This is a genomic window from Pseudomonas sp. AK181 (genome assembly GCF_051122975.1).
Taxonomy (GTDB): domain Bacteria; phylum Pseudomonadota; class Gammaproteobacteria; order Pseudomonadales; family Pseudomonadaceae; genus Aquipseudomonas; species Aquipseudomonas lactis.
In genome coordinates this window covers 4,729,034-4,751,858 of record NZ_CP146348.1, presented here as the reverse complement: position 1 = coordinate 4,751,858, position 22,825 = coordinate 4,729,034, and the positions used below count along the sequence as shown (strand labels likewise).

The 22,825-nt window shown below is 56.2% G+C and carries 18 protein-coding genes, 2 tRNA genes and 3 rRNA genes; 14 read left to right on the top strand and 9 right to left on the bottom strand.

Annotated features, from left to right (window positions below; translation table 11 throughout):
• Positions 1 to 162: 162 nt before the first annotated feature.
• The 3 genes from V8689_RS21690 to V8689_RS21680 all read right to left on the bottom strand — a co-directional run bounded on the left by V8689_RS21690 (position 163) and on the right by V8689_RS21680 (position 1,189).
• Positions 163 to 567, bottom strand: a complete 405-nt coding sequence (locus V8689_RS21690; protein ID WP_248092430.1) for a hypothetical protein — start codon at positions 565 to 567, stop codon at positions 163 to 165.
• A 63-nt stretch (positions 568 to 630) separates the two neighbouring features.
• Positions 631 to 828: a helix-turn-helix domain-containing protein gene (locus V8689_RS21685; protein WP_231501131.1), complete on the bottom strand. Its 198-nt coding sequence runs from the start codon at positions 826 to 828 to the stop codon at positions 631 to 633.
• 157 nt (positions 829 to 985) lie between these two features.
• Complete coding sequence (locus tag V8689_RS21680; protein ID WP_043050372.1) at positions 986 to 1,189, bottom strand: helix-turn-helix domain-containing protein; 204 nt, start codon at positions 1,187 to 1,189, stop codon at positions 986 to 988.
• A gap of 28 nt (positions 1,190 to 1,217) precedes the next feature.
• Between V8689_RS21680 and V8689_RS21675 the strand changes: the two genes are divergently transcribed.
• Positions 1,218 to 1,850 carry a hypothetical protein gene (locus V8689_RS21675; protein ID WP_434520618.1) on the top strand — a complete coding sequence of 211 codons (633 nt, stop codon included), beginning with the start codon at positions 1,218 to 1,220 and terminating at the stop codon, positions 1,848 to 1,850.
• On the opposite strand, the gene V8689_RS21670 is transcribed toward V8689_RS21675, so the two are convergent.
• Entirely contained in the window at positions 1,847 to 3,058 is a 1,212-nt protein-coding gene (locus tag V8689_RS21670; protein WP_434520617.1) for a phage integrase, read from the bottom strand. The genes V8689_RS21675 and V8689_RS21670 overlap by 4 nt on opposite strands.
• A 736-nt stretch (positions 3,059 to 3,794) precedes the next feature.
• Here V8689_RS21670 and V8689_RS21665 point away from each other — a divergent pair.
• The 6 genes from V8689_RS21665 (at position 3,795) to V8689_RS21640 (ending at position 10,715) form a co-directional block, all read left to right on the top strand.
• Positions 3,795 to 5,331, top strand: a 16S ribosomal RNA gene (locus V8689_RS21665).
• 82 nt (positions 5,332 to 5,413) lie between these two features.
• A tRNA-Ile gene (locus tag V8689_RS21660) sits at positions 5,414 to 5,490 on the top strand.
• A gap of 30 nt (positions 5,491 to 5,520) precedes the next feature.
• Positions 5,521 to 5,596 (top strand) — tRNA-Ala (locus V8689_RS21655).
• A 247-nt stretch (positions 5,597 to 5,843) separates the two neighbouring features.
• Positions 5,844 to 8,735: ribosomal RNA gene (locus V8689_RS21650) — 23S ribosomal RNA — on the top strand.
• A gap of 158 nt (positions 8,736 to 8,893) precedes the next feature.
• Positions 8,894 to 9,009 (top strand): 5S ribosomal RNA (rrf, locus tag V8689_RS21645).
• Together the 16S, 23S and 5S rRNA genes with 2 tRNA genes alongside form the textbook arrangement of a ribosomal RNA operon.
• A gap of 332 nt (positions 9,010 to 9,341) precedes the next feature.
• Positions 9,342 to 10,715 carry an MFS transporter gene (locus V8689_RS21640; protein ID WP_056786944.1) on the top strand — a complete coding sequence of 458 codons (1,374 nt, stop codon included), beginning with the start codon at positions 9,342 to 9,344 and terminating at the stop codon, positions 10,713 to 10,715.
• Between the two features lie 60 nt (positions 10,716 to 10,775).
• On the opposite strand, the gene V8689_RS21635 is transcribed toward V8689_RS21640, so the two are convergent.
• From V8689_RS21635 to flgA, 4 genes are all read right to left on the bottom strand, one after another.
• Positions 10,776 to 11,525 carry a flagellar brake protein gene (locus V8689_RS21635; protein WP_014719585.1) on the bottom strand — a complete coding sequence of 250 codons (750 nt, stop codon included), beginning with the start codon at positions 11,523 to 11,525 and terminating at the stop codon, positions 10,776 to 10,778.
• Positions 11,526 to 11,621: 96 nt separating this feature from the next.
• A complete protein-coding gene (locus tag V8689_RS21630) occupies positions 11,622 to 12,092 on the bottom strand; it encodes a flagella synthesis protein FlgN (RefSeq protein ID WP_056786942.1) in 471 nt (156 codons plus the stop codon).
• Between the two features lie 48 nt (positions 12,093 to 12,140).
• Positions 12,141 to 12,464, bottom strand: coding sequence for a flagellar biosynthesis anti-sigma factor FlgM (flgM, locus tag V8689_RS21625; protein ID WP_056786938.1), 324 nt, complete (start codon positions 12,462 to 12,464; stop codon positions 12,141 to 12,143).
• Positions 12,465 to 12,605: 141 nt separating this feature from the next.
• On the bottom strand, positions 12,606 to 13,370 hold the full coding sequence (gene flgA / locus V8689_RS21620) for a flagellar basal body P-ring formation chaperone FlgA (RefSeq protein WP_032895647.1): 765 nt from the start codon (positions 13,368 to 13,370) through the stop codon (positions 12,606 to 12,608).
• A gap of 74 nt (positions 13,371 to 13,444) precedes the next feature.
• Here flgA and V8689_RS21615 point away from each other — a divergent pair, with 74 nt between their 5' ends.
• The 7 genes from V8689_RS21615 to V8689_RS21585 all read left to right on the top strand — a co-directional run bounded on the left by V8689_RS21615 (position 13,445) and on the right by V8689_RS21585 (position 19,780).
• The gene (locus V8689_RS21615; protein ID WP_003193578.1) at positions 13,445 to 14,377 is read left to right on the top strand and encodes a chemotaxis protein CheV; all 933 of its coding nucleotides are present in this window, start codon (positions 13,445 to 13,447) and stop codon (positions 14,375 to 14,377) included.
• 42 nt (positions 14,378 to 14,419) lie between these two features.
• A complete protein-coding gene (cheR, locus tag V8689_RS21610; RefSeq protein ID WP_434520616.1) occupies positions 14,420 to 15,247 on the top strand; it encodes a protein-glutamate O-methyltransferase CheR in 828 nt (275 codons plus the stop codon).
• Positions 15,248 to 15,562: 315 nt separating this feature from the next.
• Positions 15,563 to 15,970 (top strand): flagellar basal body rod protein FlgB, encoded by a 408-nt coding sequence (flgB, locus tag V8689_RS21605; RefSeq protein WP_003193573.1) that lies wholly within the window; start codon positions 15,563 to 15,565, stop codon positions 15,968 to 15,970.
• 3 nt (positions 15,971 to 15,973) lie between these two features.
• Positions 15,974 to 16,417 carry a flagellar basal body rod protein FlgC gene (flgC, locus tag V8689_RS21600; protein ID WP_044267590.1) on the top strand — a complete coding sequence of 148 codons (444 nt, stop codon included), beginning with the start codon at positions 15,974 to 15,976 and terminating at the stop codon, positions 16,415 to 16,417.
• Positions 16,418 to 16,433: 16 nt separating this feature from the next.
• The gene (flgD, locus tag V8689_RS21595) at positions 16,434 to 17,159 is read left to right on the top strand and encodes a flagellar hook assembly protein FlgD (RefSeq protein WP_032895651.1); all 726 of its coding nucleotides are present in this window, start codon (positions 16,434 to 16,436) and stop codon (positions 17,157 to 17,159) included.
• Positions 17,160 to 17,190: 31 nt separating this feature from the next.
• The gene (flgE, locus tag V8689_RS21590; protein WP_056786935.1) at positions 17,191 to 18,501 is read left to right on the top strand and encodes a flagellar hook protein FlgE; all 1,311 of its coding nucleotides are present in this window, start codon (positions 17,191 to 17,193) and stop codon (positions 18,499 to 18,501) included.
• 178 nt (positions 18,502 to 18,679) lie between these two features.
• Positions 18,680 to 19,780, top strand: coding sequence for a hypothetical protein (locus V8689_RS21585; protein ID WP_177343006.1), 1,101 nt, complete (start codon positions 18,680 to 18,682; stop codon positions 19,778 to 19,780).
• Positions 19,781 to 19,872: 92 nt separating this feature from the next.
• Here the strand turns inward: V8689_RS21585 and V8689_RS21580 are convergent, their stop codons facing one another.
• On the bottom strand, positions 19,873 to 22,767 hold the full coding sequence (locus tag V8689_RS21580; RefSeq protein WP_032879843.1) for a ribonucleoside-diphosphate reductase subunit alpha: 2,895 nt from the start codon (positions 22,765 to 22,767) through the stop codon (positions 19,873 to 19,875).
• Positions 22,768 to 22,825: the final 58 nt, after the last annotated feature.

Below are 22,825 nucleotides of genomic sequence, written 5' to 3'. Positions count from 1 at the left end.
GCTACACCGCTGGAGGCCCCGGTTTTATTGAAAGGTAGTGGGAAAAAATCCCAGTACCCCACCACTCAAGAAAACTAACGGGACGCAACGGGACAGTTACAGGTCGATGACTGGGAAAAAATCCCACTACTCGACGGAAAAATTCCCACCGAAAAACTCGAATTACACGAACTTGAAGCGTGGCGGGCCTGGGCCTATTTCCAGATCCTTGCCAGGGCAGTCGTCTATCGCTGCCCAGGTGATCGCGTACAGAGCGCAACGGGCCATTCCCTGTTCCCTGCCACCCTTACGGTTTTCCCTGGTGCGGATGATCAAACCGGCGTCCATGAGCTCGGCCAGAGCAGACGCCAGCGTCTTGGCGTCCATAGGCTTCCCCTTGGCCATCATTGAGGCTGTGCACGACAGATCGCCGTTGTTGCGGCCGTTGTAGTTCCTGGCCAGCTTGATCAGCACGGTCACGGCTTTTGTCGACAGATTGTCGAAGGCGTCACTGATCAGCAGTCGATAGGGCAAGGCAAGCACTCGACCACCGCCGAAGTCGACCTTGTATTTAGTCTTTCTGGCCATTCAGCGGCTCACAGGCAGGCGCGGAGGTATCCTCAAAACTGAGGACACCCCTGCTTCTCTGGATTACGACGCTTCGCGCATGAGGATGTACTTGGCGACGCGGTGAGGGGGGCGGCCAGGCTCAGTGGACTGGTGCGTCCAGTAGGTCCGGATTTCGTGACCCTTTTTCCTAAGTCGGCGAATGGTATTTGGCGGCTGGACGATGTCCAGGTCCTTGGCGGCTTCGATGGTCGATACCGGCCCATTTCGCAGAGCCTCCATCATCTTGCGGTCTTGCTCAGTTGAAGAATGGCGTGTCATAGTTTGCCCTTCACGTTGGTGCTACCCAGTGTGTTTTCGCTAAGGCGGTGCTCCAACACCGCCTTAGCAATCTCCCGCGCAACCTTGCGCAACCCCCACTCCTCATTCTTTTCGTACTTCACCGTGCGCCGACCTTCGCTGCGCGTTCGATGAAAGCCTTCAGCTCGGACGCGAGCGCCAGGCGCCGGCGGCCGATTTTGAAAGTCTTAATTTCGCCTTGAGCAATTAGCTCGTAGGTGGCCGACCGCGAGATGCCCAGAATTCGGGCAGATTCTTCGACACTCAGCGACAGTGGCGCCATTTGTTGCTGTGCTTGTTCCATAGATATCTCCAAACGCTCATCGAGAATGATGGGCGACAATGAAATCCTATTGCTGTATTTGCTGTACGTCAACTGCAATCACTGGATCATTGTGAACGCATGGACTTCGCTGGACGCAAAAGGTAGGATTCGATTTAAGCGTAAATTGATAGGTGTGGAAGAGATGGCGAAGAACAAGCCCAGCCAGGGTGCACGCAAGACAGAGACCTTGACGTTACGTCTTGACCCGAAGGTTAAGATGATGATCGAGATGATCTCGCGTATTCGTCGCCAGTCCATTACGGGAGTTGTTGAAGCGGCAATTGAGGAAATTGCCTTCGATTTGGATGCGCCTTTTTTCTACAAAAATGAGACAAACAATTGGTCGCTTTCCAGTGCCATCACGGAAGTATGGTCAACCGATGAAAGCGAACGATTTATCAATATGTGCTATCACCTGCCTACGCTGCTCACTTACGAAGAGCAGCGAATCTGGGAAACCATCAAGGCATCTAAAGTTTTCTTGGCTACAGACGCAACCGTTATGGAAACCTTTTGGGAAATAGAGGGGATTGGCCGCATTGACCGCTCAAGCGTGCGTATTTGGTGGACTTATCTTCTCGAACACGTAGACGAGCACAAGGATAGTCGAACTATCGTTCCGTTCGAGCCGCCATTCTAAATTAGTTCGACTGCTGCAGCCTTCGTGCCCGGTGCCAAATGCGCGTAGCGAAGCGTCATTTTGATATCGGCGTGCCCCAGCAGGTCCCTGACCGTGTTCAGGGGCACGCCAGCCATCACCAGCCGTGACGCGAAGTCGTGCCGCATATCGTGCCAGCGGAATCCGTCGATTTGTGCCCGCTCAAGCAACTTGAGCCAGGCGCTTTTGACGTCCTCAAAGCGACCGCCGCCCTGACCTGGGAAGACATACGGCGACTTGCTCGCCTGCTTCTTCCAGGCTTCCAGCACAGCTATAGTCTCCTTGTTCATCGGGATGTGGCGCGTATCGCTTGTCTTGGTGGTGGCCCCGGCGACTGTGATTGTCTTGGTGTCGAAGCTCACCGCTGACCATTTCAAGTCAAATAGCTCTCCGCGTCTCATGCCTGTATTCAACGATACCAACACCATTGGCTTCAGGTGATCGGTGAAGGCCAGTTCCAGCAGGCTGGGCATCGGCTCTCTGTGGCGATCCGTCCGCCAGGCGTTTGCACTCTCGCGATCGGCCCTCATTTCATCCTGTCGAGCGTCCAGGGCAGCGCGTAGACGCTTGGTCTCGTCGGCAGCCAGGTAGCGAATCACCCCCTTTGAATCGACTTTGAGCTGTTTCAGTTTGGCCATAGGGTGCTCATCGATGTAATCCCACTCGACCGCCCGGCTGAATACTCCGCTGATAGAGCCCATTTTCCGGTTGACTGTGGAGGGCTTGTTGCCGGCCTGCATCCATCCTGTGCGGATCTGCTCCAGGTCTCGTCCGGTGATCGCGTCCAGGCGCTGGGCCATGATTGGGTCGAAGTTATTACTGAGGGTGTGCTGCGTCTTCTCGTGGCCTTTGTGATGAGCCTTGAACCACGGCATATAGGTGTCGTCGATGAAGTCGCGCAGAGAGGGCAGGGCTGACCCCTTGCGGCCCTGGGCGATGGCCAGGGGCTCGCCATGGGCGTGCGCATCGGCTAAGTACTGGGCGGCCTCGGTTCGGGCTTGGTCAAGAGTAAGCACGCCGACACGCCCGAGGGTGGCGTTCTTGTTTCGGCCCCAAGTGACCATGTAGGACTTGTGACCGCTGGGCAGCACGCGAATGAAGAAGCCGGGTTGCACTGTGTCATGCACACGGTATGCTTTCGCCTCGGCGGCTAGGCTGCCAATTAGCTTCTGAGTGATTTTGGATTTCAAGGGTTCGTCCGTGACAGCAGGGTGGCAGCAAAACGCACTATACCGCTCGATGTTCACGTACTCAATGGGACTAAAAGGCCCAGTAATACTGGCCTTGTGGCTGTGCCTGTTGGGTCGAAATTGACCCTCCTAAGGGGAAGGTTGGCCGTTCGAACCGGCCCTGGGACACCATCTCCGTAAAGCTTTCCCCTCCTGGTATTCGCCGGTCTCAACAACAGTCATCCTCGTTCCTCGCTTGTGCGGGATCCAGCCACGCTTCTTTCGGTTGAGATCCAGATGCATTTGTGTGGGTGGGGATAATGCACGTCCCTAGGTTGCGCGCTCCTTCTATATAGAAGAGGCGGTGGGGCACCCTGATTTTTAGAGGCGAGTAAGTGTTTCGCTTTTTTTAAGATAAGGGGTTGACGTCCATGGCGATCCCTGTAGAATTCGCCTCCCGCTTACGAGAGATCGCAAGCGCAAGTGGTTGAAGTTGTTGAAGAATTCTTCGAAAACTTCTGAAAATAACCACTTGACAGCAAATGAGGCTGCTGTAGAATGCGCGCCTCGGTTGAGACGAAAGATCTTAACCAACCGCTCTTTAACAACTGAATCAAGCAATTCGTGTGGGTGCTTGTGGAGTCAGACTGATAGTCAACAAGATTATCAGCATCACAAGTTACTCCGCGAGAAATCAAAGATGTAACCAACGATTGCTGAGCCAAGTTTAGGGTTTCTTAAAAACCCAAAGATGTTTGAACTGAAGAGTTTGATCATGGCTCAGATTGAACGCTGGCGGCAGGCCTAACACATGCAAGTCGAGCGGTAGAGAGAAGCTTGCTTCTCTTGAGAGCGGCGGACGGGTGAGTAATGCCTAGGAATCTGCCTGGTAGTGGGGGATAACGTTCGGAAACGGACGCTAATACCGCATACGTCCTACGGGAGAAAGCAGGGGACCTTCGGGCCTTGCGCTATCAGATGAGCCTAGGTCGGATTAGCTAGTTGGTGAGGTAATGGCTCACCAAGGCGACGATCCGTAACTGGTCTGAGAGGATGATCAGTCACACTGGAACTGAGACACGGTCCAGACTCCTACGGGAGGCAGCAGTGGGGAATATTGGACAATGGGCGAAAGCCTGATCCAGCCATGCCGCGTGTGTGAAGAAGGTCTTCGGATTGTAAAGCACTTTAAGTTGGGAGGAAGGGTTGTAGATTAATACTCTGCAATTTTGACGTTACCGACAGAATAAGCACCGGCTAACTCTGTGCCAGCAGCCGCGGTAATACAGAGGGTGCAAGCGTTAATCGGAATTACTGGGCGTAAAGCGCGCGTAGGTGGTTTGTTAAGTTGGATGTGAAATCCCCGGGCTCAACCTGGGAACTGCATTCAAAACTGACTGACTAGAGTATGGTAGAGGGTGGTGGAATTTCCTGTGTAGCGGTGAAATGCGTAGATATAGGAAGGAACACCAGTGGCGAAGGCGACCACCTGGACTAATACTGACACTGAGGTGCGAAAGCGTGGGGAGCAAACAGGATTAGATACCCTGGTAGTCCACGCCGTAAACGATGTCAACTAGCCGTTGGAAGCCTTGAGCTTTTAGTGGCGCAGCTAACGCATTAAGTTGACCGCCTGGGGAGTACGGCCGCAAGGTTAAAACTCAAATGAATTGACGGGGGCCCGCACAAGCGGTGGAGCATGTGGTTTAATTCGAAGCAACGCGAAGAACCTTACCAGGCCTTGACATCCAATGAACTTTCTAGAGATAGATTGGTGCCTTCGGGAACATTGAGACAGGTGCTGCATGGCTGTCGTCAGCTCGTGTCGTGAGATGTTGGGTTAAGTCCCGTAACGAGCGCAACCCTTGTCCTTAGTTACCAGCACGTAATGGTGGGCACTCTAAGGAGACTGCCGGTGACAAACCGGAGGAAGGTGGGGATGACGTCAAGTCATCATGGCCCTTACGGCCTGGGCTACACACGTGCTACAATGGTCGGTACAGAGGGTTGCCAAGCCGCGAGGTGGAGCTAATCCCATAAAACCGATCGTAGTCCGGATCGCAGTCTGCAACTCGACTGCGTGAAGTCGGAATCGCTAGTAATCGCAAATCAGAATGTCGCGGTGAATACGTTCCCGGGCCTTGTACACACCGCCCGTCACACCATGGGAGTGGGTTGCACCAGAAGTAGCTAGTCTAACCTTCGGGAGGACGGTTACCACGGTGTGATTCATGACTGGGGTGAAGTCGTAACAAGGTAGCCGTAGGGGAACCTGCGGCTGGATCACCTCCTTAATCGACGACATCAGCTGCTCCATAAGTTCCCACACGAATTGCTTGATTCATTGAAGAAGACGAAAAGAAGCAGCCCGAAATTGGGTCTGTAGCTCAGTTGGTTAGAGCGCACCCCTGATAAGGGTGAGGTCGGCAGTTCGAATCTGCCCAGACCCACCAATTTTGTGTGGGAAACGCCTGTAGAAATACGGGGCCATAGCTCAGCTGGGAGAGCGCCTGCCTTGCACGCAGGAGGTCAACGGTTCGATCCCGTTTGGCTCCACCACTACTGCTTCTGTTTGTATAAAGCTTAGAAATGAGCATTCCATCGTTGTGATGGTGAATGTTGATTTCTAGTCTTTGACTAGTTCGTTCTTTAAAAATTTGGGTATGTGATAGAAAGATAGACTGAACGTTACTTTCACTGGTAACGGATCAGGCTAAGGTAAAATTTGTGAGTTCTCTTAACTGAGAAATTCGAATTTTCGGCGAATGTCGTCTTCACAGTATAACCAGATTGCTTGGGGTTATATGGTCAAGTGAAGAAGCGCATACGGTGGATGCCTTGGCAGTCAGAGGCGATGAAAGACGTGGTAGCCTGCGAAAAGCTTCGGGGAGTCGGCAAACAGACTTTGATCCGGAGATGTCTGAATGGGGGAACCCAGCCATCATAAGATGGTTATCTTGTACTGAATACATAGGTGCAAGAAGCGAACCAGGGGAACTGAAACATCTAAGTACCCTGAGGAAAAGAAATCAACCGAGATTCCCTTAGTAGTGGCGAGCGAACGGGGACTAGCCCTTAAGTGGCTTTGAGATTAGCGGAACGCTCTGGAAAGTGCGGCCATAGTGGGTGATAGCCCTGTACGCGAAAATCTCTTAGTCATGAAATCGAGTAGGACGGAGCACGAGAAACTTTGTCTGAATATGGGGGGACCATCCTCCAAGGCTAAATACTACTGACTGACCGATAGTGAACTAGTACCGTGAGGGAAAGGCGAAAAGAACCCCGGAGAGGGGAGTGAAATAGATCCTGAAACCGTATGCGTACAAGCAGTGGGAGCCCACTTTGTTGGGTGACTGCGTACCTTTTGTATAATGGGTCAGCGACTTATTTTCAGTGGCGAGCTTAACCGAATAGGGGAGGCGTAGCGAAAGCGAGTCTTAATAGGGCGTCTAGTCGCTGGGAATAGACCCGAAACCGGGCGATCTATCCATGGGCAGGTTGAAGGTTGGGTAACACTAACTGGAGGACCGAACCGACTACCGTTGAAAAGTTAGCGGATGACCTGTGGATCGGAGTGAAAGGCTAATCAAGCTCGGAGATAGCTGGTTCTCCTCGAAAGCTATTTAGGTAGCGCCTCATGTATCACTGTAGGGGGTAGAGCACTGTTTCGGCTAGGGGGTCATCCCGACTTACCAAACCGATGCAAACTCCGAATACCTACAAGTGCCGAGCATGGGAGACACACGGCGGGTGCTAACGTCCGTCGTGAAAAGGGAAACAACCCAGACCGTCAGCTAAGGTCCCAAAGTTATGGTTAAGTGGGAAACGATGTGGGAAGGCTTAGACAGCTAGGAGGTTGGCTTAGAAGCAGCCACCCTTTAAAGAAAGCGTAATAGCTCACTAGTCGAGTCGGCCTGCGCGGAAGATGTAACGGGGCTCAAACCATACACCGAAGCTACGGGTATCACGTAAGTGATGCGGTAGAGGAGCGTTCTGTAAGCCTGTGAAGGTGAGTTGAGAAGCTTGCTGGAGGTATCAGAAGTGCGAATGCTGACATGAGTAACGATAATGGGTGTGAAAAACACCCACGCCGAAAGACCAAGGTTTCCTGCGCAACGTTAATCGACGCAGGGTTAGTCGGTCCCTAAGGCGAGGCTGAAAAGCGTAGTCGATGGAAAACAGGTTAATATTCCTGTACTTCTGGTTATTGCGATGGAGGGACGGAGAAGGCTAGGCCAGCTTGGCGTTGGTTGTCCAAGTTTAAGGTGGTAGGCTGGAATCTTAGGTAAATCCGGGATTCTAAGGCCGAGAGCTGATGACGAGTTACCTTTTAGGTAACGAAGTGGTTGATGCCATGCTTCCAAGAAAAGCTTCTAAGCTTCAGGTAACCAGGAACCGTACCCCAAACCGACACAGGTGGTTGGGTAGAGAATACCAAGGCGCTTGAGAGAACTCGGGTGAAGGAACTAGGCAAAATGGCACCGTAACTTCGGGAGAAGGTGCGCCGGTGAGGGTGAAGGACTTGCTCCGTAAGCTCATGCCGGTCGAAGATACCAGGCCGCTGCGACTGTTTATTAAAAACACAGCACTCTGCAAACACGAAAGTGGACGTATAGGGTGTGACGCCTGCCCGGTGCCGGAAGGTTAATTGATGGGGTTAGCTAACGCGAAGCTCTTGATCGAAGCCCCGGTAAACGGCGGCCGTAACTATAACGGTCCTAAGGTAGCGAAATTCCTTGTCGGGTAAGTTCCGACCTGCACGAATGGCGTAACGATGGCGGCGCTGTCTCCACCCGAGACTCAGTGAAATTGAAATCGCTGTGAAGATGCAGTGTATCCGCGGCTAGACGGAAAGACCCCGTGAACCTTTACTATAGCTTTGCACTGGACTTTGAATTTGCTTGTGTAGGATAGGTGGGAGGCTTTGAAGCGTGGACGCCAGTCTGCGTGGAGCCATCCTTGAAATACCACCCTGGCAACTTTGAGGTTCTAACTCAGGTCCGTTATCCGGATCGAGGACAGTGTATGGTGGGTAGTTTGACTGGGGCGGTCTCCTCCTAAAGAGTAACGGAGGAGTACGAAGGTGCGCTCAGACCGGTCGGAAATCGGTCGTAGAGTATAAAGGCAAAAGCGCGCTTGACTGCGAGACAGACACGTCGAGCAGGTACGAAAGTAGGTCTTAGTGATCCGGTGGTTCTGTATGGAAGGGCCATCGCTCAACGGATAAAAGGTACTCCGGGGATAACAGGCTGATACCGCCCAAGAGTTCATATCGACGGCGGTGTTTGGCACCTCGATGTCGGCTCATCACATCCTGGGGCTGAAGCCGGTCCCAAGGGTATGGCTGTTCGCCATTTAAAGTGGTACGCGAGCTGGGTTTAGAACGTCGTGAGACAGTTCGGTCCCTATCTGCCGTGGACGTTTGAGATTTGAGAGGGGCTGCTCCTAGTACGAGAGGACCGGAGTGGACGAACCTCTGGTGTTCCGGTTGTCACGCCAGTGGCATTGCCGGGTAGCTATGTTCGGAATAGATAACCGCTGAAAGCATCTAAGCGGGAAACTAGCCTCAAGATGAGATCTCACTGGAACCTTGAGTTCCCTGAAGGGCCGTCGAAGACTACGACGTTGATAGGTTGGGTGTGTAAGCGCTGTGAGGCGTTGAGCTAACCAATACTAATTGCCCGTGAGGCTTGACCATATAACACCCAAGCAATTTGACTACTCTAACGAGCATCAGATTGCGGTGTGTGAAGACGAAGATGAACCGAAAGTTCGACGCTCACAAAACACCGAGATCTATCACATACCCAATTTGCTGAAGCGAGGCCAACTGGCCACGACTCAGTACCCGAATTTCTTGACGACCATAGAGCATTGGAACCACCTGATCCCATCCCGAACTCAGCAGTGAAACGATGCATCGCCGATGGTAGTGTGGGGTTTCCCCATGTGAGAGTAGGTCATCGTCAAGATTAAATTCCGAAACCCCAATTGCGAAAGCAGTTGGGGTTTTGTTTTGGGCGCTTGAAAGTCGGACGCCTGCGAAGCTTGCACAGTGTTCTATCGAAGTCTTTTGTGCAGATACCCTAATACGAGTCGAACCTTGCGTGTGATCAAGGTTCACAGGTGGTGCGCCGTGTATTTATCTCCACGGTTATGTACCTCACTGACATCCACGTAGCGTCTGAGCTGTGAAACAAAATAATCCCCGGAAACAGGCCCTGCCGCCTGTCCGGACTCAACCGCCCCGGACTATCATGCTGATAGCCCTACCCCTCACTGCAAGGAGCCGCTCGGAACGCCGATGCGCCAGATCTGGAAATCTTTTCGAGCCCTTTATTTCGCCTCCTTGATGATGCTGATCGGCTCCGGCCTGCTTAGTACTTATCTGGCTTTGCGTCTGGCAGCAGACAATGTCGACAGCTTGTGGGTCGGTGCGCTGATGGCTGCCAACTATTTTGGCTTGGTGCTGGGCGGCAAGCTCGGGCACCGCCTGATTGCCCGGGTCGGGCATATTCGTGCCTACGCCACCTGCGCGGGGATCGTCGGCGCAGCAGTGCTGGGTCACGGTTTGGTTGATTGGCTGCCAGCCTGGATTGTGCTGCGGATGATCGTGGGCCTGGGGATGATGTGCCAGTACATGGTTATCGAGAGTTGGCTCAATGAGCAGGCGGATGCCAAGCAGCGTGGCGTAGTGTTCAGCGGCTACATGATTGCGTCCTACCTTGGGCTGGTTCTGGGCCAGTTGATCCTGGTCATGCATCCCCATCTGGGGCTTGAGCTGTTAATGCTCGTGGCGCTGTGCTTCGCGCTGTGTCTGGTCCCGGTGGCCATGACCCGGCGCATTCACCCGGCCCCACTGCACCCGGCCCCGATGGAGCCGCGCTTTTTTATCAAGCGCGTGCCGCAGTCGCTCAGCACCGTGTTGGGCGCCGGGTTGATCGTCGGTTCGTTCTACGGCTTGGCACCGCTCTACGCCTCTCAGCAGGGCCTGACGACTGAGCAAGTCGGCCTGTTCATGGGTAGCTGCATTTTTGCTGGATTGGTCGTGCAGTGGCCGCTGGGCTGGTTGTCGGACCGCTATGATCGCGCGCTGCTGATTCGCTGCTTTGCCTTGTGCCTGGCGGTGACGGCCTTGCCGTTGGCAATCATGACGCAGGTACCGTTGGAAGTACTGTTCGTGGCAGGCTTCTTCTGTTCGCTGGTGCAGTTCTGTCTTTACCCTTTGGCAGTGGCCTTTTCCAACGACCATGTGGAAGGCGATCGCCGGGTATCACTGACGGCCATGCTGCTGGTGACCTACGGGATCGGCGCCAGCGTGGGGCCACTGTTGGCCGGTGTGGTGATGAAGCTATTCGGCAGCCAGATGCTCTATGCGTTTTTCAGCTTGTGTGCGTTGATCCTGGTGTGGCGCATTCGACCCAAGGCGGTGACCAACCTGCATCAGGTCGACGACGCACCGCTGCATCACGTGGCAATGCCCGACAGCATGTCCAGTTCACCTTTGGTGGCTGCCCTTGACCCGCGGGTGGATGAGCAGGTGGTACAGGACCAGATGCAAGTGACTGTGCCTGATCCAGAGCCTGCCCCTGAAACCGAGGAGCCGACGAGCGAAGAGCCGCACGAGCCACCAGACCCGGACGAGCATCCCCATGACTTAAGCAGGGCACGCCCCTGAACAAAAAAACGGGCAGATCCCATCAGGATCTGCCCGTTTTTTTATCTCTGCGTCTAACGCTTAAAGATCGTCGTCTTTATCGAAGCGCCGAGCTTCACGCTGTAATTGGTAGACAAAGCGTTCCACTTGCCGCTGCACCAGACCACTCATGTTGTGAAAGCGCACGCCGGCAAAGGTGGTGTTGATCTTGTCTTCGAAGTGCAGGTAGCGCAGTTCCACAGAGGTGGTCATGCTGCCGAAGGGCAGGGCAGCGATAAAGCGGTCATAGACCTGGCCCAGCTGCAGACGCTCGGAGATATCGCCTTCAAAGCGCAATTTGCAGCCGGTTGCCGAGATATCCAGCAGCTTACCGCTGATAGGTGCCTTGAGCTTCTCGCCACCCAACTGAATGTCCACCAATTGCGCGAGCTTGAGAGCAGCGCGGAAGGCATTGCGTCGTTGATGGTAAACCACTTCGCCGGGCAGGCTGCCGCTGTAGATACGGTGGCCGCCTTTTTCGCTGATGGTCAACGTGCCATTGCTTTCCCAGGCAACCCGCACACCCTCATGGAAACCTTCGATACGGAAAGCTTCGCCATTCTCAAGATAGCGTTCACCGTCACGGGGAATCATTTCGTCCAGTACCAGCGTCTTGCTGTCCCGGTCGATGTCCACCAGGTAGCTCTGGAAGCGCTGGCTGCGTTCGTGGAAAGTGATGATCAGCGGGTCATGACTTTCTTGCAGCATCCGCAACGTGCTGGCGATTTCCAGAGGCGTGGTGAGTACCTTGGGTGGCTGCGGTGCATCTTCCGCATTAAGGGCGTTGAACACGGTTCTTCCATCTCCAGGCAAAATACGACTACACGCAAGAACCGGCATTTTGCCAGTATGTAGCGCGCCTTGGATAGGTCGCGCTGTAAACCGGCGTCAGGCTTGGCTGCGGGTGCTTGGCTTGACCAGGCGTGAGGTGGAGCCTTGGGCGTTGTAAAGCGCCGGAGGCTCTCCGCCGTGCAGTATGCGCAACTGATTGGCGGTCGTGGCTTGCTGAAGCTGGATCGACTGACCGTTGAGCAGGTTGGCGTCCTGGCACTGGGCGAGCAAATGATTGAGTTCTTTGCTTTGTGCCAGCAGTTGATCGCCCACTGAAGAGTGGCTGGCCAGTTGCGCCAGGCCGTCATGATCGGCAGGCAGGCCCAGGCTGATCAGAATCTCACTGCGCTTCTTGCCATGCTGTTCAAGCAATACAATCAGCGATTGTTTGCGCGCCAGGATTTCTTCCAGCAAGGGCATATCTCGGCCGTACAAGGCCAGGGATTCTTCCTTAAGCAACTCGAGCAATTGTTGCGTCGGTGCCAGATCATCAATGATCAGTTGGAGCAAATATTCGTCGTGGTGCATGGCTGGCCTTGGGTTTTAAGCGTCCAAAAGCCTTGCGCAGGCCTTTGCCTAGCGCTCGGCTTCGAAGTTGAGCAGCTTGCTGGCTACACGGTTGCTGTCGACTTTATAGCTGCCATCGGCGATCGCCTGTTTCAACTCGGCCACGCGGGCTTTGTTGACGACGGGTTGATCGCGCAGCGAGTCAGTGACCTTCTGCAACTGTTGAGCCTCATTGCTCAGGTGTACCGATTCCCCACTCTGGCTGGCGGCGGCCTGTTCTGCTTTGGCAGGCAAGGGCTGCGGCTTGGCTTCTACGCTGTCCTTGGCACCGCCGGTGCGCGTACTGCCGGGCAAGGCCGGGGCGTTATTCAAACGACTGAAATCAATGACCATGTTGAAAAACCTCTGGGTATTTGGACGCTTGCCATGTTTTCGGCCATACCCGGGCAAACTTTAGGCTCGATTGACAATAAACCTGTTCGGCTCAATATCCAGCACACAGTGTAGGAAAAGCTGGCATTTGATTCCAGTCATCTATAGCGCCACCTCGACCTGGCCTGGCGCCGTGACCCGTGCTTTGATCACGCGATTGGAGTTGAGGTTCTTGACGCGGATCTGTTCGCTCATGCCGCCGTTGGACAACGCCTCGCCTGGCATTCTGACATTCAGGCCGCCACTGCTGGCGGAAATCACCACCTGGTCACCCTTGCGAATCACCTCGGCCTGTTCCAGATGAACCAGCGTGAGGACTTGGTCGGTGACTACGGGGCGCGTAAGTTTCTGCCCGACGGCCTGGTCCAGCGACGTCAGGTAGCCCTGGTTGATCAGGCTGATGTCCCGCTCGCGCAACGCCACATCGTCGTAGCCGATGATGCCAGTGCGCTTCAACGGTCGCGCCACGACCACCACATCGCGAAACAGCTTGACCTGAGCCGGTACAAAAACCGTCCAGGGCGAGGCGCCCTCACAGCGCACCTTTACGGTCACACGGCCGATGGGCTGGGCGGGGCTTTCCAGGGTGGCTGTCAATTCCTTGTCGCACAGTGGCATGCGCAAGCGTGGGTCTAACTGGTTGACCTGAATTTCATAACGCCCCGGCGTCTGGGTGGTCGCCAGATAATCTTCTACAGTGAACTCAAGAAAGCCTTGGGTGACGCCGATAAGTAGATCAGGCAGGGTAACGTTGTCGGCGCGGGCCGTGACGCCCAGGCCCGAGACAAGCAGCGCCATCGCGGCGCAGAGCAGTCTGCGGTAGCGTGAGCGGCCAGGGTGTCGGGAAACTGTCGTTTTAATATCCATACTCAGTAAATAGCAAAGCTCGTGCCGTTTAGTGTTGGGTACGCGTCGTACCCCTAGGATTTAGGAGTCTGGGCATGGCAGGTGTAATGGATTCAGTAAACCAGCGCACACAGCTGGTAGGGCAGAATCGCCTGGAGTTGTTGCTTTTCCGCCTGGATGGCAATCAGTTGTATGGCATCAACGTGTTTAAAGTGCGTGAAGTGCTGCAATGTCCCAAATTGACGATCATGCCCAAGTCCAGTCCGGTAGTGTGTGGCGTGGCCAACATTCGTGGCGCGACCATTCCGATTCTTGACCTGGCAATGGCCACGGGGGCCGCGGGTTTGCAAGACCGCCAGAACCCTTTCGTGATCATCACCGAATACAACACCAAGACCCAGGGTTTCCTGGTGCGCTCGGTGGAGCGCATCGTCAATATGAACTGGGAAGAGATCCATCCGCCGCCCAAGGGCACGGGACGCGATCACTACCTGACGGCGGTGACGCGGGTTGACAATCAGTTGGTGGAAATCATCGACGTGGAGAAGATCCTCGCCGAAGTGGCTCCCACCTCGGAAACCATCTCCGTTGGCGTGGTGGATGCCGAAACGGCACATAAGGCGGTTTCGCTGCGCGTGTTGACCGTGGACGACTCTTCCGTGGCGCGCAAGCAGGTCACACGTTGCCTGCAAACCGTCGGGGTGGAGGTGGTAGCCCTCAATGACGGCCGACAAGCCCTGGATTACCTGCGCAAGCTGGCGGACGAAGGCAAGAAGCCCGAAGAAGAATTCTTGATGATGATCTCTGACATCGAGATGCCGGAAATGGACGGCTACACACTCACGGCCGAGATACGTAACGATCCACGCATGCAAAAATTGCATATCATCCTGCATACTTCGTTGTCGGGGGTATTCAATCAGGCAATGGTCAAGAAGGTCGGTGCGGATGACTTCCTGGCCAAATTCCGTCCTGATGACCTCGCATCCCGGGTAGTCGACCGGATCAAGGCAGCAGATCACGGCTAGGGGATGTCCCCTGGCGGTCACACGATTTAAGAGGCGGCATCATTGTCTACGGGTAATTTGGATTTCGAACAGTTCCGGGTCTTCCTGGAAAAAGCCTGTGGCATATTGCTCGGTGAAAACAAGCAGTACCTGGTATCCAGCCGCCTCAACAAGCTGATGGAACAGCAGGGCATCAAATCCCTGGGTGAGTTGGTCCAGCGGATCCAGGGTCAGCCGCGCAGTGGGCTCAAGGAAATGGTGGTCGATGCCATGACCACCAACGAAACCTTATGGTTTCGCGATACCTATCCCTTTGAAGTGCTCAAGAACAAAGTGTTGCCCGAAGCCATCAAGGCCAGCCCGGGCCAGCGCCTGCGTATCTGGTCGGCGGCCTGTTCTTCGGGGCAGGAGCCGTACTCGATCTCGATGTCCATCGATGAGTTCGAGCGGACCAACATGGGCCAGTTGAAAGCCGGCGCGCAAATTGTGGCCACGGATTTGTCCGGCACCATGCTCACCAACTGCAAGACCGGTGAGTACGACAGCCTGGCGCTGGGCCGAGGGTTGTCCCAGGAACGCCTGCAACGCTACTTCGATCCCAAAGGGGCAGGGCGTTGGGCGATCAAGGCGCCGATCAAGAACCGCGTCGAATTTCGCTCGTTCAACCTGCTCGACAGCTACGCCAGCCTGGGCAAGTTCGACATGGTGTTCTGCCGCAACGTGCTGATCTATTTCTCGGCTGAAGTGAAGAAAGACATCCTGTTGCGTATCCATGGCACGCTCAAGCGTAGAGGTTATTTGTTCCTCGGTGCTTCCGAGGCGCTCAATGGGCTGCCGGATCACTTCCAGATGGTGCAATGCAGCCCGGGGATCATCTACCAGGCCAAGTAAGCCTTGGTGTAGGCAATAGAACTGTGGGAGCCGGGCTTGCCCGCGATGGCGGTGTGTCAGTCGATGAATAGGTCGGCAGGTACTCCGCCATCGCAGGCAAGCCAGCTCCCACATTTGTTTTCTCGGCAAGCTGGCGTAAAGCGGCAACTGCCGATTGCCGCTTTACTGGCACTACGCGGAAATCGCTTGCCGCTTTTCTGGCAGAGCCACCGGCAACTCCCCTCGAAACCCTTGATATACGGGCTCCCGCAAGATTGGCATGCACCTTGCTATAACCCTGCTAACGAACAGCAGGTCAGCCTAAAGGTTTCCGCCATGAGCATCAGCTTCGATAAAGCGCTCGGTATCCACGAACAAGCCCTGGGCTTCCGCGCCCAGCGTGCCGAAGTCCTGGCTAACAACATTGCCAACGCCGACACCCCGAACTACAAGGCTCGGGACTTGGACTTCTCCGCTGTGCTCGCCGCACAACAGGACAAGACCAAGAACGGCACCTTCGCCTTGAATATGACCAACAGCCGTCATATTGAAGCGCAAGGCCTGAGCAAGGGTGACGAGTCGCTGCTGTATCGCACACCGATGCAGCCGTCGATCGACCAGAACACCGTCGACGCCCAGCTGGAGCAATCGAACTACGCCGAAAACTCGGTGAACTTCCAGGCCAGCTTCACCCTGCTCAACAGCAAATTCAAAGGGCTGATGTCAGCCCTGCGTGGAGAGTAAGCCATGTCCCTGTCCAGTGTTTTCAATATTGCCGGCAGTGGCATGAGCGCGCAGACCACGCGTTTGAACACCGTCGCCAGTAACATCGCCAACGCCGAAACCGTCTCCTCGAGCATTGACCAGACTTATCGCGCCCGCCACCCGGTGTTCGCCACCATGTTCCAGGGGGGGCAGGCAAGCGGCAGCGATTCGTTGTTCCAGAACCAGGACGCCGCCGGCTCCGGTGTGCAGGTGTTGGGCGTGGTCGAAGACCAGAGCAACCTGGAGGCCCGTTACGAGCCCAACCACCCGGCCGCGAACGAAAAGGGCTACGTCTACTACCCCAACGTCAACGTGGTCGAGGAAATGGCTGACATGATCTCCGCCAGTCGCTCGTTCCAGACCAACGCGGAAATGATGAACACCGCCAAAACCATGATGCAGAAGGTTCTGACCCTGGGTCAGTGATAAGGGGCGCCAAATAATGGCCATCGTTGATACGTCAAACAACACGGCGGTTCAGGACCTTTTCAATTCCAAGGTCAAGACCGCGACGAACAACAGCAGCGTCAGCGACGCTTCCAAGACGGCGACGGGCAATCAGTCGCTGGGCAAGGATGCGTTCCTGCAACTGCTCGTCACCCAGCTGAAAAACCAGAACCCGCTGTCGCCCCAGGACAACGGCGCGTTCGTCGCGCAGCTTGCACAGTTCAGCAGCCTGGAAGGCATCAACACCCTGAACGACTCGGTGAACAACATCTCCAGCAACTTCAGCTCGTCGCAGGCGCTGCAGGCTTCGTCGCTGGTGGGGCGCTCGATCATCATCCAGACCGACAAGGCCATGGTGGATACCAGCAAGAGCATGACCGGTTCGGTGGATGTGACCGCGGCGGTGGGCAATGTCTCCGTCAAGATCACCGACAAAGACGGCAATGTGGTGCGCACCGTTGACATGGGTGCCCAGAGTGCCGGTGCCCAGAGCTTTATCTGGGATGGCAAGAACGACAAGGGCGAGGTTGCCCCAGCTGGCACCTACACCTTCAATGCCACCACCAAGAACGACAAAGGCGACGCAGTGGCCTTGACCACTTCGCTGCCCGCCACGGTCACCAGCGTGACCCTGAGCAAGACCGGCGGCGAAATGCTGCTCAACCTTGCAGGCGGCATGGGCAGCGTCAAGCTGTCGCAAATTCAGACTATCGGTACATAGAGCCGGCTAAATACGGCAGAGGGAGAGAAACATGTCTTTTAATATCGGCCTTAGCGGCCTCTATGCGGCCAACAAACAACTGGACGTGACCGGCAACAACATCGCCAACGTCGCGACCACTGGCTTCAAGTCATCCCGTGCGGAATTCGCCGATATCTACGCGGCTTCCAAGCTGGGCACTGGCCAGAACAGCATCGGCAACGGTGTGAACCTGGCGGCGGTGTCCCAGCAGTTCACCCAGGGCGACGTCAACGGCAGCGGCGGCATCCTCGACATGGCGATCCAGGGCGGTGGCTTCTTCGTACAGAAGGGCAGCGACGGTTCGCTGGAGTACACCCGTAGCGGCGCTTTCCGTGCGGACAAGGACGGCTACATCACCAACAACACCGGCACTTCCCGCTTGCAAGGGTATGCCGCGGACGATAATGGCAAGATCAGCAAGGGTGGCTTGGTCGACCTGCAACTGAACCTGGCGAACCTGCCACCCAAAGCGTCCACCAAGGTCGACTCCACCAGCAACCTGAACTCCTCGGAGCCGGTGATCGACCAGGCGGCCAAGCCGTTTGATCCAACCAAGACAGAAACCTTCACTACCCAGTACAGCACCACCTTGTACGACTCCCAAGGTAACGCGCACCCGATGGTGCAGTACCTGGTGAAAACCGACGGCAACAAGTGGAATGCCTATACCCTGATTGACGGTCGCAACCCCGATGGTTCGGCCCCGACCGGCACCCCTTCGACGCCACCTGTGCCGTCGACATTGACCTTTGACGGCGCTGGCAATCTGACTACCGTCGTCACCAATGGTGTGTCCGACAAGACCCTGACCGTTGCCGGTTGGGTTCCCGGCAAGGTAACTGACGGCGTATGGAAGGCTAACGGTGCGGATGCCAACCCGGGTGGTATCGCCATCAACATGGCCAACATTACCCAGTACAACTCGGCCACCTACCGTAACCCTCCGGTCACCGATGGCTATGCCACCGGCCAGATCACCGGCCTGAAGATCGACGGCAGCGGCGTCCTCTTCGCCACTTTCAGCAACCAGCAGAGCAAGGCCATCGGCCAGATCTCCCTGGCCAGCTTCAACAACGAGCAGGGCCTGCAGCCAGCCGGTGCGACCACCTGGAAAGAGACCTTCGCCTCGGGCCAGCCGGGTTATGACAACCCGCAAGCCGGTACCCTGGGTTCGATCGTGGCCAACTCCCTGGAGAACTCCAACGTCAACCTGACCAGCGAGCTGGTTGACCTGATCAAGGCCCAGAGCAACTACCAGGCGAACGCCAAGACCATCTCCACTCAAAGCACCATCATGCAGACCATCATTCAGATGACCTGATGCCACCGCGCTAATACCCGCACACAAAAAGGCCCCTCGATCGAGGGGCCTTTTTTGTGTGCGCGCGTTAATAGTTTACCGCCTGTTTCATCTCGCCTTGCTGCTGGAACGCCCAGCGCCCATTGCGCCACGTACGGGGCACGGGCGCCTGTCGCCCATCGACCAGCGGGAGAGAGGCATGGCGATGTACAAGCAGTGGGAAGGGGTACCAGCAGGCAGCCATCGGTTTGTCCCGAGTGATTTCAGTGCCGGTGTATACGGACGCAAAAGTCAGTCGGATGAACCCGGGGGAGGCAAGTCCTCTGATGCTGAGTCGGTCAGGCAACTGCTCGATCAACTGAGGGATGCCGAGAAAACATCCAAGAGCCAGACCGTCCAATACCTTCGTGACCAGTTGAACGAGAAGCGCCAAGAGCTAGGTGACGAAAAATTCAAAGAGATCATGCAGGAGTTGATCGCGAAGGCGGACGTCTCGTGGCTGGAGATGCTGCGGCGCCTGATGAAGGAATGGTTTCCGGAAACCGACGATATATCACCCAAACCTTCGCCACCTTCTCCTGGCCCGTCGCCAGGAGGGGGAGGTGGCGGAGGCGGTGGTGGCAGGCCAAGCCCCGGCAATTTCGGGCCCAGTGAGCCCATGAGTAATCTGCCGATTACCGAAGGCTCCAAGCACTTCAACTACAAGCCTGATCAAAGTAACCCAGGGAAAAAGCCGGACAACATCTGGAGCGGATTCAGCCAGGGGCCCGATGGCAACTGCGTCACGGTGTCAGCGATAAAGGGCGCAATGATGAAGTTTGGCCAGAAACCCACCGACGTTTTCAAGGAGGTAAAAGAGACGGCAGACGGTTATCACGTGAAGATGCGCGACGGCTTCGAACTTAATCTCTCCAAGGATGAATTAAAGCAAGCGGCCAGGTATGCACAGTTCAAGGGTGACAATCCGGGCATGCTGACCGATGCCAACTTCATGTTCGCAGCGAGCGCCAAGCGGGCGCAGATGGAAGGGAATGGCCTGGACGACGACCCTAGTCAGTCAAAAAGAAGCTTCGCCCATGCGATGCAAAGTTTGAACAACGGCGAAATGCCCCACGAAGCATTGGATCGCCTGGGTTTGAAAGGTCTTTACCGGCAGTCTTCAAGCAGTGAGCTGGCGAGCGGCAAGCTCGGTGTCGTGGCCTACGATCGCCATTCGATGGCGGTCATCGACGGGCGCGTGGAGTTGTGGGGCCGCCGAGGTGGCGCGCCAAAGCAGGGTATTGCGTACGCGTTTCTCTAAGGCGATCAGCAAAAAGCCCGATAAACCCTATGCAGTCGGGGTCTATCGGGCTTTTTCAATCCGGTGGGTCAATACCCCTGGACTGGCTCAGCTTATTGGCAAGCTTCGCAATCGGGCTCGTCAATCGCGCAGGCCTTTGGCACAGGTGCCGGGCCGGCTGGTGCTGCGAGTACCGAGTCATCACCGTGGTTGCCGCTGGACACTGCGTTCAGCTTGCCGGTGTTGATGGTCGACTTCTCGGTGCTGGTGGCGGCCAGGGCACGGAGGTAGTAAGTGGTTTTCAGGCCACGGTACCACGCCATGCGGTAGGTCACGTCCAGCTTCTTGCCCGAAGCGCCGGCGATGTACAGGTTCAGGGACTGGGCCTGGTCGATCCACTTCTGACGACGGCTGGCGGCGTCAACGATCCACTTGGTGTCCACTTCGAACGCGGTCGCGTAGAGCTCTTTGAGTTCTTGCGGGATGCGCTCGATCTGCTGCACGGAACCGTCGTAGTACTTCAGGTCGTTGATCATGACCGAGTCCCACAGGCCGCGGGCCTTGAGGTCGCGAACCAGGTACGGGTTGATCACGGTGAATTCGCCCGACAGGTTCGATTTCACATACAGGTTCTGGTAGGTCGGTTCGATCGACTGCGACACGCCAGTGATGTTGGCGATGGTGGCGGTCGGTGCGATGGCCATGATGTTGGAGTTACGAATACCTTTCTGCACACGGGCACGTACCGGCGCCCAGTCCAGGGTTTCGTTCAGGTCAACGTCGATGTACTTCTGGCCACGGGCTTCGATCAGGATCTGTTGCGAATCCAGCGGCAGGATGCCCTTGGACCACAGCGAACCCTGGAACGTCTCGTAGGCGCCACGCTCGTCGGCCAAGTCGCAGGAAGCCTGGATCGCGTAGTAGCTGACCGCTTCCATGGACTTATCGGCGAACTCGACGGCTGCATCGGAGCCGTAAGGAATGTGCTGCAGGTACAAAGCGTCCTGGAAGCCCATGATGCCCAGGCCAACCGGACGGTGCTTGAAGTTGGAGTTCTGCGCCTGTGGCACCGAGTAGTAGTTGATGTCGATCACGTTATCGAGCATGCGAACGGCGGTGTTGACGGTGCGTTCCAGCTTGGCGGTGTCCAGCTTGCCGTTGACGATGTGGTTCGGCAGGTTGATCGAGCCCAGGTTGCAAACGGCGATCTCGTCCTTGTTGGTGTTCAAGGTGATCTCGGTGCACAGGTTCGAGCTGTGGACCACGCCCACGTGCTGCTGCGGGCTGCGCAGGTTGCATGGGTCCTTGAAGGTCAACCATGGGTGGCCGGTTTCGAACAGCATGGACAGCATTTTGCGCCACAGGTCTTTGGCCTGGATGGTCTTGAACAGCTTGACCTTGCCTGGGTACTCGGTGAGGGCTTCGTAGTACTCGTAGCGCTCTTCGAAGGCCTTGCCGGTCAGGTCGTGCAGGTCCGGTACTTCGGATGGCGAGAACAGGGTCCACTTGCCGTCATCGAAGACGCGCTTCATGAACAGGTCCGGGATCCAGTTGGCGGTGTTCATGTCGTGGGTACGACGACGGTCATCACCGGTGTTCTTGCGCAGCTCGATGAACTCTTCAATGTCCATGTGCCAGGTTTCCAGGTAGGCACACACAGCGCCTTTGCGCTTGCCACCCTGGTTCACGGCAACGGCGGTGTCGTTCACTACTTTCAGGAACGGTACGACGCCCTGGGACTTGCCGTTGGTGCCCTTGATGTACGAACCCAGTGCGCGCACCGGTGTCCAGTCGTTACCCAGGCCGCCGGCGAATTTGGACAGCATGGCGTTGTCGTGGATCGCGTGGTAGATGCCCGACAGGTCATCCGGCACGGTGGTCAGGTAGCAGCTCGACAGCTGTGGACGCAAGGTACCGGCGTTGAACAGGGTCGGGGTCGACGACATGTAGTCGAAGGACGACAGCAGGTTGTAGAACTCGATCGCGCGGTCTTCTTTGTTCTTCTCCTCGATCGCCAGACCCATGGCCACGCGCATGAAGAACACTTGCGGCAGTTCGAAGCGGATACCGTCCTTGTGGATGAAGTAGCGGTCGTACAGGGTTTGCAGGCCCAGGTAGGTGAACTGCTGGTCACGCTCGTGGTTGATGGCCTTGCCGAGTTTTTCCAGGTCGAAGGTGGCCAGGATCGGGTTCAGCAATTCGAATTCGATACCTTTGGCGATGTAGGCCGGCAGGGCCTTGGCGTACAGGTCGGCCATCTCGTGGTGAGTGGCGCTGTCGGCGACTTTCAGGAAGCCCAGGCCTTCGGCACGCAGGGTGTCCATCAGCAGGCGGGCGGTCACGAACGAGTAGTTCGGCTCACGCTCGACCAGGGTACGGGCGGTCATCACCAGGGCGGTGTTGACGTCGGTCAGGGCCACGCCGTCGTACAGGTTCTTCAGGGTTTCGCGCTGGATCAGGTCACCGTCGACTTCTTCCAGGCCTTCGCAGGCCTCGGTGATGATGGTGTTCAGGCGTCCCAGGTCCAGCGGTGCGAAGCTGCCGTCGGCCAGGGTGATGCGGATCGATGGGTGCGCTTGAACGGCGGCTTCTTCGGCCGGGGAACGTACGGCACGTTCCTTGGCGCGCGAATCACGGTAGATCACGTAGTCGCGGGCCACTTTCTGCTCGCCGGCACGCATCAGGGCCAGTTCGACCTGGTCCTGGATTTCTTCGATGTGGATGGTGCCGCCCGATGGCATGCGACGCTTGAAGGTCGCGGTGACCTGTTCGGTCAGGCGGGCAACGGTATCGTGGATGCGCGACGAAGCGGCAGCGGTGCCGCCTTCAACTGCAAGAAACGCTTTGGTGATGGCGACGGTGATTTTGTCATCGGTATAAGGAACGACAGTGCCGTTACGCTTGATCACGCGCAGTTGGCCAGGTGCAGTGGCGGACAGATCCAGGTTCGAATCAGCGGCCTGCGGCACGGAGCCTTGCGGGTTCTCGCGAGTTGTGTCGGTTTGCATGAGGGGGTGTCTCCACATTCTATATTTATTTGGGCACCATCACGGTGCCCACCGTTCC

Bases quoted from the DNA above. Each gene is read 5' to 3' on its own strand.
- V8689_RS21690 (WP_248092430.1), bottom strand. From the start codon at position 567: ATGGCCAGAAAGACTAAATACAAGGTCGACTTCGGCGGTGGTCGAGTG.
- V8689_RS21685 (WP_231501131.1), bottom strand. From the start codon at position 828: ATGGAGGCTCTGCGAAATGGGCCGGTATCGACCATCGAAGCCGCCAAG.
- V8689_RS21680 (WP_043050372.1), bottom strand. From the start codon at position 1,189: ATGGAACAAGCACAGCAACAAATGGCGCCACTGTCGCTGAGTGTCGAA.
- V8689_RS21675 (WP_434520618.1), top strand. From the start codon at position 1,218: ATGGGCGACAATGAAATCCTATTGCTGTATTTGCTGTACGTCAACTGC.
- V8689_RS21640 (WP_056786944.1), top strand. From the start codon at position 9,342: ATGCGCCAGATCTGGAAATCTTTTCGAGCCCTTTATTTCGCCTCCTTG.
- V8689_RS21630 (WP_056786942.1), bottom strand. From the start codon at position 12,092: ATGCACCACGACGAATATTTGCTCCAACTGATCATTGATGATCTGGCA.
- flgM (WP_056786938.1), bottom strand. From the start codon at position 12,464: ATGGTCATTGATTTCAGTCGTTTGAATAACGCCCCGGCCTTGCCCGGC.
- flgA (WP_032895647.1), bottom strand. From the start codon at position 13,370: ATGGATATTAAAACGACAGTTTCCCGACACCCTGGCCGCTCACGCTAC.
- V8689_RS21615 (WP_003193578.1), top strand. From the start codon at position 13,445: ATGGCAGGTGTAATGGATTCAGTAAACCAGCGCACACAGCTGGTAGGG.
- flgB (WP_003193573.1), top strand. From the start codon at position 15,563: ATGAGCATCAGCTTCGATAAAGCGCTCGGTATCCACGAACAAGCCCTG.
- flgC (WP_044267590.1), top strand. From the start codon at position 15,974: ATGTCCCTGTCCAGTGTTTTCAATATTGCCGGCAGTGGCATGAGCGCG.
- flgD (WP_032895651.1), top strand. From the start codon at position 16,434: ATGGCCATCGTTGATACGTCAAACAACACGGCGGTTCAGGACCTTTTC.
- flgE (WP_056786935.1), top strand. From the start codon at position 17,191: ATGTCTTTTAATATCGGCCTTAGCGGCCTCTATGCGGCCAACAAACAA.
- V8689_RS21585 (WP_177343006.1), top strand. From the start codon at position 18,680: ATGGCGATGTACAAGCAGTGGGAAGGGGTACCAGCAGGCAGCCATCGG.
- V8689_RS21580 (WP_032879843.1), bottom strand. From the start codon at position 22,767: ATGCAAACCGACACAACTCGCGAGAACCCGCAAGGCTCCGTGCCGCAG.